This is a genomic window from Bilophila sp., from assembly GCF_057864385.1.
In genome coordinates this window covers 1-19,547 of sequence record NZ_DBMAFI010000059.1, presented here as the reverse complement: position 1 = coordinate 19,547, position 19,547 = coordinate 1, and the positions used below count along the sequence as shown (strand labels likewise).

Genomic DNA, 19,547 nt, shown 5'->3' with positions numbered 1-19,547 from the left:
GGCCCATTTTTCGTCTGAAATATCGTGTCTGCTCATGCCAGACATCAAAACAACAGAAAGACGAAAAGTCGAGAACTTATTTAGAGACAGCTCCTAGGGCAAATGAACTTTCAAATTTGGCGCTGCCATAGCATGTGCTTGCCTCATCCCCACAGCACGGTGGACATACAGCCTTTTTCTCCAGTTTTCCCCTTGGCGGACTTCATGGCTGAGGTATTCTGTTGGCTATTCCCTTGGAACTTCAAGGAAAAAGGCATCAACCATTTTCCATGACACAGCCTAAAATTTAAGACACGCTCGCCTCGGCATTGAACAGCGCAAATACATTGTACTTATGCCTTCGCAACGACGGCCTGCTTCACACAGCCGGAAGAACATTTTCAACGTGAAAACGCTCTAGGGCCTGTTCATACAAAAAAAATAAACATAATATTTACAAATTATTATACTCAATTTCGAGCAATGCTGAATGTTTCTACCAGCCCGCTTCAGTCATTGGAAAAACTCGGCATAGTGTGAACACGCCCTAGAAGCCTGCTCTCACCAATTCGGTGTATTTCTGCATAACATCCCAAAACAAATCATAATACGTCGCATCCCCCCCCACCCGCCCGTAAAAGGCACGGGCTGTGGCGCGGCCTCCCCACCAGTCGAAAGTCTTGGGAGGGATAGAGGAGGGGGTTTGGGGGAGGGGAAAGGGAGCCCTTCTTCAGAAGGGCTCCCTTTCCCCTCCCCCAATCTCACACTCCCTCAAAACCTGTTCCGGGAATCGGCCTCCACAGGGAGGGAGCGCATCAAATCAAGCGTATTGGACAACGATTTCATGATGCCCGCACAGGAAACGAGCAAATCCTGCACGGCCTGCCCACCCGCGTGGGCATCCGGCCCTTTCTCGGCGCGGGCGCTTTCCCGCAAGCCGTCAATCATGGAACGGACCACCGCTTCCATGGATTCAAGCCGGTCTTTCAACGGCGCTTCCACAAGCGGCACACGCGCCGTCCCCGGCTGGGAAGGACAAAGCAGGTCGCTGTCCACGGAGCGGATCCGGGCGTAAAGCCCCTGCATCGAGGACGCCATGTCCTGAACCTCCGTGGAAAAAACGCGGACGAGTTCGGGCTTCACAAAGGTTACGGGGAGCTTTCTGGCCAAAATGCCGATCTCCTCAGCCAAAAAACGCGTCCGATGCAGACGGAAAAACATCCCCAGACGGAACAGGGAGCCGCGCCGCTGTTCGCGGCAGGCCCGCAAATGGAGCAGCAATGTTTCCGAGGAGCGGAAAAAGGCCTTTTGCCTCTGGAGAAAACGGGCTTCCGTGTTGGGCATGAACAGCGCGTAATGGATCAGGGAAACGATGGAGATGCCGAACAGCAGCGTAAAGGAACCAACCAGCAACTGCCTGAAATCGTACGTCGGGAGGTTCGTAAAATTGCCTATGGACAGCCACGGCAGCATGAAGGCCTGTTTGGTGAAATTCTGCTCCTTGCGCGGAAACGCGAACGTAATGAAAAATCCCGATACCCCCATCATGACGATGAACCCGCCGAGATTGGAAACCAGAGGGTAGATGAAGGTGTAGGCCAACCCCGTGCAGCCGATGCCGAGCGCAAAGATCAGCACCTGACGCAGCGGCTTGTCCTCGCCGGTCATGATGCCGATGAGTCCGAGCACGATGGTCAATTCCAGAAAGGCGATGGACTCCAAACCCGGAGGGTTGAGGAGTATCCAGCACAGCGCCGCCGCCCAGAAAATGACGAACATCTGGGACATATAGGCGTATTGCTCAGGCTTGATGACGGAAAAGGCCTTTTTTGACGCGGACGGCTTCAGTTCGGGCAGAGGCCCGCCATGCAGCAGGAAACCGGCCAGCATCAGCAGCTCACGGCAGTGCGCCGCCTGTTCCTCAAACAGGTTCACCGCGGAAAACGCCAACCCCTTCCGTGTCGAGCCGAGTTTCTCGAATACGCTTTCATCGAACGCGAGCGGCTGTACGTCTCCGGGCTTCGCGGAACCTCCGGGAGGGCCTTCCTTCCCCAGGGCATCCAGTTGTTCAAACAAGTTGCCCAGTTCTGCGATCCGTGACTCAAAATGGGGGAAAAGGGACGCCATATCCAAATCTTTCATGGCTACGAGGGTTCCCATCCAGCGCCGCTGGAGCTCCAGCAGTTCGGCGCTGCACCGGACGGCGCGCCCCCAGTATTCCCGGCAACGGTAAACCTGATACGCCTCCAGTTGTACGGCGGGAATGAGCTGCCCAACTTTATCGAGGAGCTCCCGCATGCCGACATACTGCGCATACATGCGGCTCATCTGGCCTTCCGCCCCGGCCTCCCCGCCCATGACGAAAAGGGCTTTGTGCCCCGCCATGAGATCCCGCACGCCGCGATACAGGCCCTTGATGGATGTCCTTGGAGAAAAAACAAGCGTTACAACGGTATATACGCTGATGCCGAGCAATGTTTCCTCAACCCGGTATACGGAAAGATGAAAGGCGTCCTGCGGTTCGTGAACCGCCATGAGGCAGATGATCAGCGTGACGATGCAGGAAATGAAAAAGGCATAGCCGTAGTAAACGCTGGTCAGCATAAGATACAGCATCAGGCACAGATAGAGGGACAGCACAAACAGAAGGAGCATGCGCTCTTGTGCGAAAAGCCCAAGCAGGACAAGGGCGGCGACAGCCCCGGCAACCGTGCCGAACATCCGCAGCACGCCCTTTTGCAGCGTCTGGCCGATGCTCGGCAGGCTGATCACGAACACGGTGAACCCCGCCCAAAACGGCCTGTCCAGATTCCAATAGAATGCCAGTACATACGTACAGACGAAAGCCAGCGCGGTTACGGCGGCGGTATGGATTCGGGCGGACAGTTCGGCGGTCATGGCAAAGGTGGGTGGAGGTTAAGGATACCGCCATAGTACCGTGCCTCAGATGTCCGTCAATCCGCTGAGAGCTTTGAGATTCCCCGGAGACATTCGCCTTTTCGATGGTTTTTTAAAAAATTCTTTTTGAATTTCATACAGTTGAAATGCTGATTTCATTACAAAAGTAAATGTCTCATACCCGAAGCCCCTTTACTTCGGGCCTGTTTTCCCCTATAAGAAGCCCTGCATACGAACGGGCGGTTAGCTCAGTTGGTAGAGCGCCGCCCTTACAAGGCGGATGCCACAAGTTCAAGTCTTGTACCGCCCACCAGAAATCTCAGGGACTTACGGAATAAACGCCGCAAGTCCCTTTTTCTTTTGGCTGTGTCAGAGGAAATGGCTGATGCTTTCTTGAAGTTCCGAAGGAATAGCCAAGAACCGCCTCAGGTATGGAGCCCGCCAGCGAAAAGGGGAAACGGTTTGTATTTTCACTATCCTGTGGAAATAAAACAGCCACACCCCATGACGGAGCCTTTCTTTTCCAATATCATCCCAAACACGTAAACAAAAAACCACCCCCTCCCCTCGAAGGGCATACGGCAGTACCGCCCTCCCCACAGCAAAAGGGGGCCCCCTTCGGAACGGAACCTCCCCCGCTCCCTTTACGGCCAATGCCCCCCCTCACCTTGCGTTTCCCAATATCTCCCCCGCGGCACCTCCACATGGAGAACTTAAACGGGCGCTTGGAGAACCGCCCGCCCATCTGGGCTTGTTTCCTCTATCCGAAGAACCTAGGGCCGAAAAACGGCAGGCAGATTCCTTTCCACCGATTGTCTCTTCCGCGCGAAGGGCCTAGAGCTTGCCGGGGGTTTTACGTTTGGCCTTGCCACAGAATATGATTGGCATATTCACACACAATGCAGTGAATATGCCGTACGTCATATCTCTTTTCCGTCGATGGGCGTCACCCCAAAAACATTGCTCTTTATTGAGAACTTCAAAAACATCAATATGTTACGATGGAAGAACGTTACGTTTTCAGCCCTCCAAGGCGGCGCCGCGCTGTCCCGTCCGCAAAAGCGCGGCGGCCCGGCGATTTCCGTTTCAGGCCCCTCCCGCCACACAGCAAATAAGCAAGGCCCTGTCATGGCATGTGGTTGCTTCATCTTCACAGCGCGGTGAACATACAGCCTTTTCAGTTTCCCATCGGCGGAATCCGTGGCTAAGGCATTTTGCCGGTTATTCCTTTGGAGCTTCAAGGTAAAAAACACCAACCGCTTTCTATGGCACGGCCATAAGCAATGCGGCGGACGCTCATCTATAATGGCATTTTCCCCCCGGCGTCATCACCTTATGGCATCACATTGATGATTTTGGCGAAACGGCATACCATTCCCCAAAAGCCGTGCCGATAGCAATCGGCCGTTCTTTTATCCCTTGAAACTCCAAATAAAGAATCGATAACATGCCTCAGCCGCAGCGTTCCCCAATAAAATTTGGTAAAATATTATGTTTCCCCATGTTGGATAAAAATAGCAACCGTATCCTTTGACAGGGCTTCCCCAAAAAACGACAGATGCCGGGCCCGCCCCGGAAAGGATTCCCCGTGTACGATTTCCAATCCGCCGAATCATGGCTCAGAAAAGCGCTCAGAAACGCCCCGAAGCCGCTTCCGCCCGGAGTCTTTCCCAAATTGCTGGACGAGGCGGAGCAGGCGGGGTTCTCCCACTCCACGCTCGGCGATGTCGTGGACGAATGGCTGAACTTCGGCTATTGCCGCGTCACCGACCACGTCTCCAACGACATCGCCCTGACGCCGGAAGGGGACGAGTATTTCGGGCACCGAACCATTGATGAATAAAGAATAGCTGTACATAACCCGCAACGCATGGAGACAGGCATGAAGGGGAGCTTCACCACCCGGAAAGGGGCGCTTTGCTGCATCGTCATGACGTGCCTTTGCAGCCTGCTGGCTACGGGCTGCGCCAGCAAATACGGCGCGCAGATGACGGACGTGCATTACTATCCCGACTGCTATCAGCCCATCGCCGACCTGCGCAGCGCCGAAAAGAGCTTCAACACCACAATGGTCATGGGCACGACGATGGGCGCCCTGCTCGGCGCGGTCATCGGCGCGAGCCAGACCGGGAAGGCGGAAGGCGCTCTGGCCGGGGCCGCCATCGGCGCGGGAGCCGGAGCCGGGGCGAGCTATCTCGTCGCCAAATACAACAACGAAAAGAACGACCGCGTCCGCCTCGCCAGCTATGCCCGCGACCTGAACGCCGACGTCAACTCCCTGAACCGCGTAACCGCCGCCGGGCAGGTGGCGTATAATTGTTACAGCGCAAAGTTCCGGGCCGCCCTTGAGGACTACAAGGCCAAGCGCATCACCCGCGCCGAACTTGATCAGCGTTATGCCGAAATCAAGAGCGGGCTTGCCGAAGCGTCCGCCATTCTGGGCAGTACGCTCAGCGAGGCCGACAAGCGCGAAGCCGAGTACCGGCAAGTGCTGGCCATTGAGGCGAAGAAGGCCAGCCGTCCGATCCCTCCGGTACAGACCGTGGCCACGACTTCCAAGAAAACCAAAAAGGCCGCGAAAACCGTCACGCGCAGGCAGACGAGCGACCAGTTGCAGAACCTTTCCAACGGCGTGGGTTCGTATAGGGAATCCACGGCGCAGCTCACCGCAGTGAAGTCGGATCTCGACGAGATCCAGTTGCAGATGGACAAGGTGATGCTCGCTCAGGGTTAGCGGGGAGCGAACCGGGGGAAGGCCCTTTCTGGAGAAAGGCCCTTCCCCGTCCCCCATCCCCGCATCCACCAAAGGCTTTCGACCGGTGGGAAACTGCCCTGCGGGAATTTCCTGAATATTTTGGCTGTGCCATAGGGAACGGTTGATGCTTTTTTCTTGAAATTCCAAGGTTGTGTCATAGGAAGCGGTTGATACTTTATTTCTTGAAATTCCAAAGAAATAACAAATAAAATGCCCCAATCATGGAGCCCATCAGCGGGAAAATTGGAGAAAAAGGCTATATTTTCAGCACAATATTAAATAAAACAGCCATATACTATGACAAAGCCAGTTCCAAAAGAATAACCAGTGAAATCATCCAGGCATGGAGTCCGCCAGCGGAAAAAACAAATAAAAAGTTTGTATTTTCAATATATTGTAAAGATAAAGCAACTATATACCATGACAGAGCCAATAGCTTTGGCTTTGAAACATCTGGCATTTCCCAAAGCCTCCGCTTCAGGGAATGCCGAAAATAAAAATGGCTGTGCCATAGAAAATGGTTGATGTTTTTTCCTTGAAGTTCCAAAGGAATAACCGGAAAAATACCTTAGCTATGGAGCCCATCAAGGGGAAAACTGGGGAAAAAGTCTGTATTTTCACCGCACTGCGGAAGTGAACAACCACATGCCATGACAGAGCCGATAGTTTTGGCTTTGAAACGTCTGGCATTTCCCAAAGCCTCCGCTTTTGGGAATGCCGAAAATAAAAACTCGATAAGCACAAAAGCCTTTGGAACGGGAGGGAAGACGGGGGCTCCCCTTTCATCGGAAAAGTTTTTCCTCCTTTCCTCAATACCTCGCCGAAGGTACGCCTATGGGTAATCCTCTTCATTTCATACAGGCTTCGGATACGTCCGCCTTCGCCGCCCTGCATACGGAACAGGGCGCGCTCCCCTCGCAGTACGAAGCGTTGCAGGCCCACCTGAAAAAAATCGGCCTTGGCAGGTTCGGCACATTGTGGGCCGAGCCCGTTACCGGACAGGCCACACCTGCGGGCTACGCTTCCATTTCATGGTATACGCCGCTGGAAGGCGTCGGCACCCCGCTTTCCCGCCTTGATGCGGGAGAAGCGGAACAGGCGCGGGCGGCCCTGCGCCGGGCGCGGGAAGCCGTTGCCCCCCATCTCGACGGCACGCCCGGCGGCGTCCTGCTCCGCAAGGCGCTGTTCATCCCTTCGGCGGACAATGTTTTCGTCGTCAACGGCCATCCCGTGCTCGTCAACTGGGGGCTGCTCCCGCAAGGCATGGATGAAGCCACGGCCCCAATCCTCTGGGGCGGGCCGGAAAACGGGGAAGCGCCCTCCGGCGTGGCGGGAACGGCTGCGGGGGGTTCCGCCGCAGCGGTTGCGGGAACGGCGGCACACGATGCCGTCCCCGGTGCGGGCCGTGCGGCGGGAGCTTCCGCCGGGGCAGGGGCACATGCGGCCGCTGCCGGAACCGCCGCAGGCATTGCCGGGGCAACGGCGGGAAACGTCATCGTCCGGCGCAGCAGGGCGGGCCTCTTCGGAGCCCTGCTCCTCGGCATCCTGCTGGGCGCACTCCTGCTTTTCCTGCTGCGTTCCTGCGTAAGAACGGCCCCGGAACAGCCCGCTGCCCCGGAAACGCCCCCGGCTGCGATGGAATCCCCTGAAGAGGCGGCACGCAAGGCGGAATGGGCCAACCTGCTCCGCGAAAAGGCGTTCTGGCAGGGACTGCTGGAACTGACGCCGTGCGAGCTGAAAGCCTTCTTTGAAGGCAATGCCGGAAAGGAGGATGCCAAACCGGACGCCGGAGAAGCCGCCCCCGGCACGGCGGCACCGGAAACCCTTCCGGGGGAAGCGGTTCCCGGCATCTCCCTCCCGCCCCTGCCTTCCGCCAACGCCACGGTTCCGGCAAAGGCCGTGGATCTGTCCACGCTCACCATCCCGCAGCGCCTTGAACAAGGCACGGTGCTCATCCTTGCGCCCGTCCCCGGCGGCGCGCAGCAGGGGACGGGCTTTTTCATCAATCCCGATCATGTGCTGACCAACCGCCATGTCGTGGCAAACGCCATCGACGACATGGTGATGGTGACCAACGCCAGCCTGCGCGGTGCGCGCCGGGGCATGGTCGTCGCGCGCAGCGATGCGCCGGGATACGATTTCGCGGTCATCAAGGTGATGCTTGCCGAAGGGGATCAGGTTCCCGCCCTTCCCTTGTCCCCGACCGTCAACCGGACCGACAAGGTAAGCGCATGGGGCTTCCCCGCCCTCGTTTCCGAGCAGGACCCCGCCTACCTGCGGCTTCTCAGGGGCGACTTCAACGCCGTCCCGGAGGTCGTGTTCACTGACGGCGTGGTCAACGCCATCCTCCAGACCTCGCCCCGCAACATCGTGCATTCCGCCGTGGTTTCGCAGGGCAACAGCGGCGGCCCGCTGGTCAACGAGAAGGGCGACGTCATCGGCATCAACACCTTCATCAGGCTGGACGCGGACTCCAACCGCCAGACCCAGACCGCGCTCGGCAGCGACGCCGTCATGGGCTTCCTGCGCGGGAAGGGCATCCCCTTCACCGAACACCAATGAACCGTCCCTGAACAAGGATAGTCAGATATGGCCGGATATTTCATTCTCTCCACCCGGAAAGGGGATTACCGCGCACTGGCGTTTCAGGGCTCGCAGGTCTATGCCTGCCATGCCCAGTTGAGCGGGCTGCTGCGGACCCATCTCGGAGAAGCCCACGCCCGCCTGCTGGCCGAGCCGCTCATGGATCCGCAGGGAACGGCGGTGGACTGGTACACGCCGGGCCCCGTGCAGCCCCTCGCCGGGCTTCCCCCCGAAACGCAGGAAGCCGTCAAAACGCGGCTGCAAAGCCTCCTTTCGGATATTGAAGAACTGGCCGCCAGCCTTCAGACGGACAGCGATCCCTATAAAAGCCTGTGCGGCACCATGCTGCATCTGGCTACCCGTTTCCCCACGCAGGAATGCCTGTACGCCTCCCTCCCTTCGCCCTCAGGCGAACCGTCCCCCCCGCAGCCCGTGCTGGTCTGCTGGGGCATGACCCTTTCTTCCTCCTCGGTGCAGGAAGGCATCTATGCGATGGGAGCCACGCCGTTCCCTCCCTCGCCGCAGACGCCCCTCGCCAGCGGCGCATCCGGCGATCCGGATCGCATCGTCCGCGAAGGCGAAATGGCGGAACGCCCCATCGCCGCCCCGCTCCCCCCGACAGTTGTGGTGGAAGGCGAGCCGTGGTGGAAAAAGCTCCTCATGCTCCTGCTCGGCCTGCTCCTCGCGCTGCTGCTGTTCTGGGGCCTGCACTTCCTCTTTCCGTGGGTTCCCCCCCTCCCCCTGCCCGCAGGGTGCGCGAGGACGCCCGCCGTTGAAGCCCCGGCCCCGCAGCCCGCCGTGCAGCCGTCGGCCCCCGCCCCATCCGAAGCGGATTTGACGGCTTTGCGCGCCGAACTCGAAGTCCTGCGCCAAGCGGCCCGGAAGCGCGCCGAAGCCTGCCCTCCCCCCGCACCGCCCGCCGTCGAGGAACCCAAAGCGGAAACGCCCGCCGAGCCGCCCAAGGATCTGGGCGACCTGCTCGGCGATCTGACCGCCATCCCCAAAGAGGAACCGGAGCCCGAACCCAAGAAGGAACAGCCTGCGCCAAAGCCGGAACCCAAGGAAACCCCGAAGAAGGGCGATCCCATGAAGCTGCCGGACAAGGACGACAAGTCGATGGACTTCCTCGACGGCTGCTGGAACTGCCGTACCGGGCTTTCGGACACGCGGGGCAACCCGATCAAGGTTCGTTTCTGCTTCGGCAAGAACGGCAAGGGGCAGATCACCATCATCGACCGCCAGGGCAAGACCTACACGGGCCGGGCCGACGCGCAGATGCGGAACGGCAGGCTGCACATCGACACCGGAGACGCCACCAGCCGCAATTCACGGGGCAGCTTCAACGGCCTCCGCATCGACTGCAGCCCCGGCGCGGGCAACGCCGCCATGTGCTACGGCCGCAACAAGGGCGACAACTCCCCGTGGAACGCGAAGTTTTTCAGGGATTAGGGAAACCGGGGAGGGGAGAGGGAAGCCCTTCTTCAGAAGGGTTCCCTCTCCCCTCCCCGAACCCCACCCCTCTCCCTCCCAAGACTTTCAACTGGTGGGGAGGCTGCGCGAAAGGTCGTTCCCGTTTTGAGACGTCACGAGATGAGGCACAAAGAATGAAGGGCCGCCCATTTCTCAGCGCAACAGGTTGCCATTCCGGGACGCATAGGAGAAACTTTTACGGCGCGGCTCCGGGATACGGACGCCACGCGGATATGTTCTTGTGCCGCTCTGCCCGCCTTCGGCTTCCGAAAGCCTTTGGAGGGAATGCGGCGACGTTTCGAGAGGAAGGCAAGGGGGAAGATGGAGGGTGTTCCGCTTTCCTCGGAAGGATTCCCCTCCTTGCCCCCATTTGGAAGGACTCCCTATGAATTACACGTCAGCAGTGAGCATCATACCGGGCGGCTGCCCGCAGTTTCTGGATTGCCGCCTCGACGCGAAGGGCCTCGGCAGGTTCTGGGCGTATTTCCGCGAAATCCCGCAAACCGGGGAATCCGCCATAGCCTCCGCGCGCAGGCAGGTGGAACTCGTCCCCGTGCCGCTGGACGACACCGGGCAGCCCGGCGACTACGACTACAAGATCGACGCGAACCGGGCGCTTGAAGCGTTCACGGGGCGCTGGGTTCCCGTGCCCTTCCTGCGGCTCTCCAACGAGCAGTGGAAGGACGGCGCGTTCAAATGCGAAAAGGGGCCGAGCAACTGGGCGCGCCTGCACGTCAGCCGCGAGGATTCCGACGGCGCCTACCGCCTGACCTTCCTGTTCGATACGGCCATTGAGGAACGCGAGCAGCCCACGGGCCAGTATTTCGCCCTGTGCGGCGACGACGTGGCGGAGAACGCCCGTTTCGCCCTTTCGCCCAAAAGCCGCGACAACGCGTGGTTCCTCAATACGCTGTGGGTCGATGAATGGATCGCCGAAATCTACGATGCCCACCAGACCGCGCGCCACAACGGGCGGACCGCATGGCGCGAGAATACGCCGTTCATCATGGAGTACCTCGCCACCTACCTGACGCTCCTTGAGGCGCTCGCCGCAAGCGGGGCCGTCCCCACCGTGCGCGTGGTCGATCCCGCCCACCTGACGCCCGTGGATGTGGATCTCGTGCTCGATCTCGGCAACTCCCGCTCCACCGGGATGCTCGTGGAAACCCTCCCCCAGCGCCAGACCAACCTGAACGACAGCTACCTGCTCCAGATCCGGGATCTGAGCCAGCCGGACCGCACCTATACCGGCCCCTTCGCCACGCGCATCGAGTTCGCGGAAGCCACCTTCGGCAACCCGCGCCTGAGCGCCCGTTCGGGCCGCAGCACCCCGGCCTTTGTCTGGCCTTCGGTGGTGCGCGTCGGCCCCGAAGCCGCCCGGCTCGCCCAGCATTCCGTGGGCGCGGAAGGCAATACCGGCATGTCCAGCCCAAAACGCTACCTGTGGGACGAATCCCCCCGCGCCCAGCAATGGCGCTTCAACGCGTGGGGCACGGGCTCCGAGCTGGAGCCGCCCGTCACGCGGGGGGTGTTCATCCAGCAGATCAACCGCGAAGGCACGCCGCTGTGCTGCTTCGACGATCCGGGCCTCTCCCCGCGCCCCAAAATCCTGCGCACCCAGCAGCCCGAAGTGGCGTTCGAGGCCCATTTCACCCGCAGCTCGACCATGATGTTCCTCCTCAGCGAGATCATCATGCACGCGCTCGCCACCATCAATTCCCCGGCCCAGCGCGGCGAGCGCGAACAGCCCGACGTGCCCCGCCGCCTCAAGCGGATCATCTTCACCGTGCCCAGCGCCATGCCCATTGCTGAACAGCGGATATACCGCCGCTGGGTGACGTGGGCCGTGCGCATGATCTGGGAAACCCTCGGCTGGGGGCAGTGGTACACGACCAAGCAGGGGATGCGGGACACCCGCCCGGACTACCGGGTCAGCCCGGAAGTCCGTTGCAACTGGGATGAAGCCACCTGCACCCAGCTCGTCTACCTCTACAACGAGATCACCGAAAAGTTTCAGGGCGACGCCCGCCACTTCTTCGCGCTCATGGGCCGTAAGCGTAACGCGGATGGGCCGTCCCTGCGCATCGCCAACGTGGACATCGGCGGCGGGACCATCGATCTGAGCATCACCACCTTCGCCGTCACCGGGGATGAAGCCACCGCCGCCCGCATCAAGCCGCACATGGCATTCCGCGACGGCTTCAACATCGCGGGCGACGACGTGATCCGCGAGATCGTCGAACAGCACGTCCTGCCCTGCATCGGCCAGGCCACGGGCCTTTCCGATCCCCGCAACCTCCTCGGCCAGCTTTTCGGGCGGGATACCGTGGGCGGCTCGCAGCGTAACCGGGCCCTGCGCACCCAGTTCGCCCGCCAGATCGCCGGGCCGGTCGTCACCCGGATGCTTGAAGGCTACGAACAGGCGGATCTGCTCGTGGGCGGCGTGCAGGAACGCAAGCTGTCCGCGTTCTTCCGGCCTGAGCACGCCCCGCAGGAATCCGATCCCGCGGCTCCCGAAACGGAAGGCCTGCCGGAACAGCCTTCCGCCGCGCTCATCCGGTACGTCAACGAGGCCGTGGAGCGCCAGACCGGAAAGCCGTTCAGCCTCATGGATGTAACCCTGCGCATCGATCCACGGGCCATCGACAGGACCATCCGCAACACGCTCGGCCAGATCCTCGCCAACCTGTGCGAGGTCATCCACGCCTACAACTGCGACCTGCTCCTGCTCACCGGGCGGCCTTCCAAATGGCACGCGATCATTTCCAGCTTCTTCGCCAAGCTCCCCGTCCCGGCGGACCGCATCATCCCCATGCGTGATTTCCGGGTGGGAAGCTGGTACCCCTTTGCCGACAACCGGGGCGAGATCACCGACCCCAAGACGACCGTGGTGGTCGGTGCCATCCTCTGCGCCCTGTCCGAGGGCCATCTTGAAGGCTTTTCCTTTGATACGGGATCGCTGTTCCTCAAGTCCACGGCCCGGTTCATCGGCGCGATGGACGCGGGCGGCCAGATCCGGCAGGCGCAGGTCTGGTTTGAGGCGGATACGGACAATCCCTCCGGCGGCGAGCTGCACAAGGCCATCCAGTTCTCCGGCCCGATCCCCATCGGCTTCCGGCAGATTGAGGCCGAACGCTGGACGACCACCCGCTTCTACATGATGGATTTCGCCTCGCCCGCCGCACGGAACAACGCCCGGAACCGTCTGCCCTACACGGTGAAGCTCGCCTTCACGGTGGCGGATCTTGCGGACGCGCCTGACGCGGCGTCACGGGACGAAGGGGAACTCGCCGTCAGCGAAATCGAAGCCGTGGACGGCACCCCGGTCAATCCCCGCGACCTCGAAATCCGCCTCCAGACCCTCCCCGCCGACGAGGGCTATTGGATTGACACGGGCGTTTTTAATATTTTGTAGAAAGGCAGAAGACCGGAGGGGGCGGGGAAACCTTTCTGGAGAAAGGTTCTCCCCGCCCCCTCCAGACCTCCCCCATCCCTTCCAAAGACTTTTGCAAACGGGTCGGGAAACGGTTGCGGAGCCGCGGCGGGCTACTCCTTGGTGGAAGTTTCCCGGTTTCGCATGAAAAACAACCGGAGCCGCAGCGGATTGTTCCCTGCTGGAAGCCTCCGGTTCCGCGTGAAGAAAACAAGGGGCGGCCTCTTGCCGTTCCACGACATGAAAAGGGGCACGACTGACTCGCTCGGAACGGCGGTACTGTGTTTCGTGCTGAAAAAGCGAAGCGTTTCAGCACGAAACACTGTGCCGCCGCTCTGAGGGGGTCTGGGGGAAATCATTTCCCCCAGCCCGCCGGGAGGCATTCCTCGTATGACCATAGACGATCAAAAGCTTGTCGAACAGTGCGAAGCGGGCATCAAAACGCTCGCCGGCGTTGACGAATGGGTCCGGGCAAACCCGCAGGCCGCGGGCTCCTCCGGCGAGGCGCTCCTGCGCGAGAGCAACCGGCTCGCCCGCGCCCTGCGCAAGGAGGCCGCCACCGCCGCGCGGAAAATGTGCGTGGGCGTGTTCGGCCCAAGCCAGTCCGGGAAGTCCTACCTCATCTCGGCGCTGGCGCAGGATGCCGACGGCTCGCTGCTCGCGGCGCTCGGCGGCGAATCCGCCGATTTCATTCAGGACATCAACCCGGCGGGCGGCAAGGAGTCCACGGGCCTCGTCACGCGCTTCACCCTGACGCCGAGCGGAGCCCCGGCCATGTTTCCCGTGAAACTGCGCCTGCTGTCCGAATTGGATATCGTCAAAATCCTGACAAATACCTACTACGCCGACTGCCGCCACCTCACCCCGCCCGACGAGGACGCCCTCGCCGCCCGCGTGGACGAACTGGCGAAAAAGGCCAAAGGCGAACCGTGGCGGGCCTCCTTCAGCGAAGACGACATGATCGACCTGAAGGAATACGTCTCCCGGAATTTCCGGGCCGCCGCCGTCGTCCAGAAGCTTGAGCACCTGTACTGGCCCAAGGCCATCCACGCCGCCGGACGCCTCGCGCCCGAAGATCGCGCCGCGCTGTTTGAAATCCTGTGGGACGAGGCCAAACCGTTTACGGGGCTCTACCTGCACCTGCGCGGGGTGCTCGACGCGCTCGGCTATCCCGATGAGGCGTTTTGCGGCAAGGAAGCCCTGCTCCCCCGCGAAACCAGCATCATCGACGTGGAAACGCTGCGCGGCCTCGGAGAGGCGGAGGGCGCGGACAGCCTCGAACTGGTCACGAAGGACGGACGCCGGGTTACGGCGGGCCGGGCCGAAGCCGCCGCGCTCACGGCGGAGCTGTCCATCACCATGCGCCACAAGCCGGACGATTTCTTTGAATATACCGACCTGCTCGACTTCCCCGGCTACCGCTCGCGCCTCAAGACCGACGACGTGGCCCGCGAACTCGCCAAGCCCGATCAAATCCGCCAGTTCTTCCTGCGCGGCAAGGTGGCCTACCTCTTCGAGCGCTACAAGACCGATCTTGAGCTGACCAGCATGCTCCTGTGCATCGGCCCAAGCAATCAGGAAGTGCAGGATCTGCCCGCCGTCATCAACGACTGGGTGTCCGATGCGGCAGGAAAGACGCCCGAACTCAGGCGGGGCCGCCACACCACGCTGTTCCTCGTGCTTACCAAGTTTGATATGGAATTTGAGAAGAAAAAAGGCGCGATGGACGACGAAACCCGCTGGTCAAACCGCCTGCACGCCTCGCTCCTCGATTTCTTCGGCAAACAGTACGACTGGCCCGAACAGTGGACGCCCGACCAGCCGTTCAACAATACTTTCTGGCTCCGCAACCCAAAATTCCGCTGGGAAGCGGTCATTGCGTTCGACGGCGAGCGGGAAACCGGCATCCGTCCTGAACAGGAAGCCTATGTGTCGGACATGAAGGCCAAGTTCCTGAATACGCCCGAAGTGCGCCGCCACTTTGCCGATCCCGAAGCCGCATGGGACGCCGCGTTCACCCTCAACGACGGCGGCGTGGCCTTCCTGCGCCGCCGGCTGCGCCCGGTATGCGATCCGGCGATCAAACGGCGGCAAGTTGCGGATCGCGTGGCCGACAACCTGCGCCCCTTCGTCGAGCACCTGCGCCGCTTCCACCGCACCGACGACAAGGCCGCCCTGCGCGAACAGCAGCGCCAGCTCGGCATGCGCCTTGCCCGCAGCCTCGCCCTGACCGCCCAGAACCAGCGGTTCGGGGAGCTGCTCCGGGCCATGCTCATGCGGGATCATGAACTGTACGCCCTCTATTATCAGGTTGAAAACCGGCTCATGCGCGGGAACGGGCAGGCTCCCGCGCCGCAGCCGAGCATGGGCAGCGCCGCCAGCGCGCAGGACATCATGGACGACCTGTTCGGCGACATGGCCCCGCTCGTGTCCGCCTCCGCCGAAACGCCCGAAGCCGCCCCGCAGCCGCTGGACGAGGCGGGCGCGTTCGCGGAACTCGTCGTCGGCGCGTGGATCGAACGGCTCAACGCCCTCGCCGCCGATCCCGTCCGCCAACGGTACTTCGGCCTTGAAGCCGAAGATTTCGGGCAGCTTGTCCACGAGCTCATTCAGGGCATGTCCCGCCTTGGCCTTGAAAAAGACATGGCGCAGGCCGTGCGCGACGTGTCCGGCTACCGCAATATCCGGCGCGACAAGCTCATCTGGCGGCAGGCAAGCATGGCCGCCTACTGCATCAGCGCCTTTGTGGACTGGCTGGGCTTCAACCCCTCATCCGTCTCCGAGGCCAAGCGCACCATACAGCTTGCCGGGCGCACCCGTACCCTCTTCAGGCAGCGGCCCGATCCGGAAGGGTATCCCGCCCTTGCCGCCGAACCCCTTGCCTTTGACAGGCAATACTATACCGATTGGCTGGCGGCGCTCATACACCTCATCGAAGGCAACGCCGACTATGAAGGCGGGCAGGCCTTCGATCCGGAGCAGAACGCCCGCCTCGGACAACTCATCAACAACCTGAACCCTTCCGTTTTCACGCAGGACAACTGACATGACGCTTCGCTGTGCACTCCGTTTCGAACCTGACAAGACCAAGGGGCCGGGCTACGGCCTCATTCTGGCCTCCTGCCCCGGTTTTTCGGCGGCTCCCAACACGCTTCTCTACATGATCAAGGATCCGTCCAACGGCATGAGCCTCGGTCCCAACGGCTGGCAGCCCGGCGACGCCCATCTCGTGCCCGACGCCGTCGCCCCCTCGGGCGAAATCCTGAGCCTGTCGGTAGGCCCCGCCGTTGTGGACAGCCTTGAACTACAGGCCATTTATCAGGTGGTGCTGTTCACGGACGCCGAGCATGTGTGGCAGGGCGGCCTCAGCATCAACCGGATCGTCTATTCGCGCGATCCCAGCCTCCTGCCCGATCTGGAGCTTGCCCCAAAAGCCGCGCCTTCCGCAGGACGCGAGCCCCTGCCTATGCCTGAAATGGAAACCGGCCCGGCACCCACATCGCTCTCCTTTGATGGGGCTCCCGCCTCGGCGGTCCCTGCCAGCGAACTGCTGAACCTGAAGGAACGCCCCAAAAGCTGCAAGGGGCTTATCCTGAACATCATCTTTGCCATCCTCACGGTCATTCTGCTTGCCGGGGCCGGATACTTCATCTACACGCGCGTCCTGCCCAAAACGGATACGACGCTGGAGGAAAGGCCCGCCGAAGTCCTGAAGCATGAGGCGGCGGATCTGCCTCCGGGCCAGGAAGCGCCCGTGAAATACGCCCCCGATGACATCAAGGGCCCCAAGGGGTTGCAGGTCGCCCGCGATGCGCTCAAGCGCAAGGTGGAGCCGGACACGGCTATGGCCCTCGCGCAGCAGCTTTTTGCCGCTGCCGACGATCCCAAGGCGCAGGACGGCGCATTCCTGATCGCCGACGAGCTCGCCAAGAAGGGCAATGCGCAGGCCCTGCTCATGCTCGGCGACTTCTATTCCCCGAAGCAGCCCCAGCGCGGGACCATCCAAAAGGACACCGACATGGCTGGCGACTGCTACAAGAAAGCCCTCGCAGCCGGAGCCGCCGAAGCCCAGCAGCGGCTGGATGCGTTGAAGTAGAGAGAGAGAGAGAGAGAGAGAGAGAATATTGGGGAGGGGAGGAAGGCCCTTTTTAAAGGAAGGTTTTTCCTTTCCCTCCCCAAACCTGCCGACGCGGAACCGCCCCATCCTTTCCAAAGGCGTTCCTCAACGGGGCGCATGGCGATCACATGAGCGCGCCGGACTTCGCCTTGGCGGAAGTTTCCGAGGCCGCCTCATTCCCTTCAATGTCAACGGCCTGTTATTGTAAAAAGCCCCATCGTTGGCTGAGGCGTCATCCCTCAGCCTCCAAGGGCACCATCCCGACAGGAGAACCCCATGAAACGAATCCTCATCGCCATACTGACGGCGCTTACGCTCCTCGTGGGCTGGACGCCGACGCCACACGCGGCGGATCGCACGCCGCTGCTGATGGAAGGCAAGAAAACCCTGTACCAGCGGGTGATCACCCATCCCGGCACGAGCCTGTACGCCGGGCAAGGGGAAGGCTCCACGGTCATCCAAAAGGCCGTGCGCCCGTTCAGCGTCTTTTATGTGTACACCCGCGACGGAAACTGGCTTGAGGTCGGCGCGTCCACCACAAAGCCCGACGGCTGGATAAAGGCCGCGGACACCACAGTATGGAACCAGGCCCTTACCCTGCTTTTCACCGACCGCTCACAGCGCCAGCCCGTCCTGTTCTTTAAGGATCACAAGGCCATCATGGATGTCTGCCAGGCGGAAGACCTGCCGGGCAGGCTTTCAAAACTCCGCGCCGAAGCCAAGGCCGCGCAGCAGGGCAACGCCCCGGCGGATCTGCCCATCCTCGCCGTGGAGCCCGACGACGCGCAGGGTGCCGTCTCGCGCAGCCGCTTCTACCTGATGCCCATCCTGAAGGTGGACACGCCGTTCGAGGGGACGAAGCTCCTTGAGGTAGCCTCCATCGATCCCGGCAGCGCCGGGGACAAGCCTGACGCCAACGCCCCAAAAGACGCCAAGGACGACGGCGTCCCGCGCACGGGCATCGCAATGGTCATCGACACGACCATCTCCATGAAACCCTACATCGACCAGAGCCTCAACGTGGTGCGGGCCATTTTCGACTCCGTCGCCAAGGACAAGCTGGACGACAAGGTTTCCTTCGGCATCGTGGCCTTCCGCAACAGCACGAAGGCGTCGCCAAAGCTCGAATACGTTACCAAGGTCGTCAGCGATTTCCGCGACGCCACCAAACGCGGCGAACTGGAAAAGGCCCTCAGCGGGCTTGAGGAGGCCAAGGCATCCAGCCACTCCTTCAACGAGGATTCCCTCGCCGGGGTCAAGGCCGCGCTTGATGAGCTGAACTGGCAGCCTTACGCCAACCGCGTGCTGCTCCTGATCACGGACGCCGGGCCGCTGCCCCTGAGCGACGCCAACGCCTCCACAAGCCTCGACGTGCAGGAACTGGCCGACCTTGCGGCCTCCCGCAACATCCGGCTGGTGGTGGCGCACGTCCGCACGCCCGCCGGAAAGGGCAACATCGACTACGCCGCCAAAGCCTACGCCACGCTGTCCTCCGTGCCCGGCGGGAAAAGCGCGTACATCCCGATTCAGGCCACGGATGCCGCCAAGGGCAGCGCCTCTTTCGCCAAGGCCGCCACGGGCCTGTCCTCCGCGCTGGTTTCGAGCGTGAAGCAGGCCCTTGCCGGGAAGGCCCCGGTAAAGCCGCAGGAAGCGCCCGCCCAATCGCCGGAAGAACGCGCCAAACAGATCGGCGAGGAACTCGGCTATGCCATGCAGCTTGAGTATCTCGGCAAAAAGCAGGGGACCCGCGCGCCGGAAGTCGTGACCTCATGGATTGCCGACGCGGATCTCGACGCCCTCAGCGCCGGAAAGCCCGTCAGCGCCGTTTCGGTCGCCGTCCTGCTGACCAAGAACCAGCTCAGCGATTTGCAGCGCCAGCTCAAGATCATCATCGACAACGCGGAGCGGACCCGCAAGACCGACTCGCGGGACTTCTTCCAGGGCATCCTGTCCGCCTCGGCGCAGCTTGCCCGCGATCCCGCCGCCTTCTCCCAGAAGCCCGGCGCGAACCTCCGCGATATGGGCGTACTCGGCGAATTCCTCGACGATCTGCCCTACAAGAGCGACATCATGCTGCTTTCCGAGGACGACTGGTACCGCATGAGCGTCGGGGAGCAGACAGCTTTCATCAACCGCCTCAAGTCCCGCGTCGCCCGTTACGAAGAGTACGACCGCGACGTCAGCAACTGGGAGAGCTTCGGCTCCAAGGATCCCGGCGACTGGGTTTACCGCGTCCCGCTGGCAATGCTGCCGTAGGGGGAGAATATTGGGGAGGGGGAGGAAGAACCCTTCTGAAGAAGGGCTTCTTCCTC

The 19,547-nt window shown here is 61.4% G+C and carries 11 protein-coding genes and 1 tRNA gene; 10 read left to right on the top strand and 2 right to left on the bottom strand.

Annotated features, from left to right (window positions below):
- Positions 1-750: 750 nt before the first annotated feature.
- On the bottom strand, positions 751-2,877 hold the full coding sequence (locus tag ACZM8Y_RS14575) for an FUSC family protein (RefSeq protein ID WP_482333178.1): 2,127 nt from the start codon (positions 2,875-2,877) through the stop codon (positions 751-753).
- 237 nt (positions 2,878-3,114) lie between these two features.
- On the opposite strand from ACZM8Y_RS14575, the gene ACZM8Y_RS14570 reads away from it, so the two are divergent.
- Positions 3,115-3,190 (top strand) — tRNA-Val (locus ACZM8Y_RS14570).
- A gap of 607 nt (positions 3,191-3,797) precedes the next feature.
- Here ACZM8Y_RS14570 and ACZM8Y_RS14565 read toward each other — a convergent pair.
- Positions 3,798-4,130: a hypothetical protein gene (locus ACZM8Y_RS14565; RefSeq protein ID WP_489501836.1), complete on the bottom strand. Its 333-nt coding sequence runs from the start codon at positions 4,128-4,130 to the stop codon at positions 3,798-3,800.
- Positions 4,131-4,465: 335 nt separating this feature from the next.
- Between ACZM8Y_RS14565 and ACZM8Y_RS14560 the strand changes: the two genes are divergently transcribed.
- The 9 genes from ACZM8Y_RS14560 to ACZM8Y_RS14520 all read left to right on the top strand — a co-directional run bounded on the left by ACZM8Y_RS14560 (position 4,466) and on the right by ACZM8Y_RS14520 (position 19,491).
- On the top strand, positions 4,466-4,720 hold the full coding sequence (locus ACZM8Y_RS14560) for a hypothetical protein (protein WP_302551899.1): 255 nt from the start codon (positions 4,466-4,468) through the stop codon (positions 4,718-4,720).
- Positions 4,721-4,747: 27 nt separating this feature from the next.
- Positions 4,748-5,611 (top strand): glycine zipper domain-containing protein, encoded by an 864-nt coding sequence (locus tag ACZM8Y_RS14555; protein ID WP_489501834.1) that lies wholly within the window; start codon positions 4,748-4,750, stop codon positions 5,609-5,611.
- Between the two features lie 242 nt (positions 5,612-5,853).
- On the top strand, positions 5,854-6,129 hold the full coding sequence (locus ACZM8Y_RS14550; RefSeq protein ID WP_489501832.1) for a hypothetical protein: 276 nt from the start codon (positions 5,854-5,856) through the stop codon (positions 6,127-6,129).
- A 337-nt stretch (positions 6,130-6,466) separates the two neighbouring features.
- Positions 6,467-8,194: a S1 family peptidase gene (locus tag ACZM8Y_RS14545; protein ID WP_482333173.1), complete on the top strand. Its 1,728-nt coding sequence runs from the start codon at positions 6,467-6,469 to the stop codon at positions 8,192-8,194.
- Between the two features lie 27 nt (positions 8,195-8,221).
- Entirely contained in the window at positions 8,222-9,664 is a 1,443-nt protein-coding gene (locus ACZM8Y_RS14540) for an SrfA family protein (RefSeq protein WP_482333170.1), read from the top strand.
- A gap of 406 nt (positions 9,665-10,070) precedes the next feature.
- Complete coding sequence (locus tag ACZM8Y_RS14535) at positions 10,071-13,100, top strand: virulence factor SrfB (RefSeq protein ID WP_479859896.1); 3,030 nt, start codon at positions 10,071-10,073, stop codon at positions 13,098-13,100.
- Positions 13,101-13,508: 408 nt separating this feature from the next.
- The gene (locus ACZM8Y_RS14530) at positions 13,509-16,163 is read left to right on the top strand and encodes a virulence factor SrfC family protein (RefSeq protein ID WP_479859794.1); all 2,655 of its coding nucleotides are present in this window, start codon (positions 13,509-13,511) and stop codon (positions 16,161-16,163) included.
- A gap of 1 nt (position 16,164) precedes the next feature.
- Positions 16,165-17,214: a hypothetical protein gene (locus ACZM8Y_RS14525; RefSeq protein WP_479859793.1), complete on the top strand. Its 1,050-nt coding sequence runs from the start codon at positions 16,165-16,167 to the stop codon at positions 17,212-17,214.
- A gap of 297 nt (positions 17,215-17,511) precedes the next feature.
- Entirely contained in the window at positions 17,512-19,491 is a 1,980-nt protein-coding gene (locus ACZM8Y_RS14520; protein ID WP_482333165.1) for a vWA domain-containing protein, read from the top strand.
- Positions 19,492-19,547: the final 56 nt, after the last annotated feature.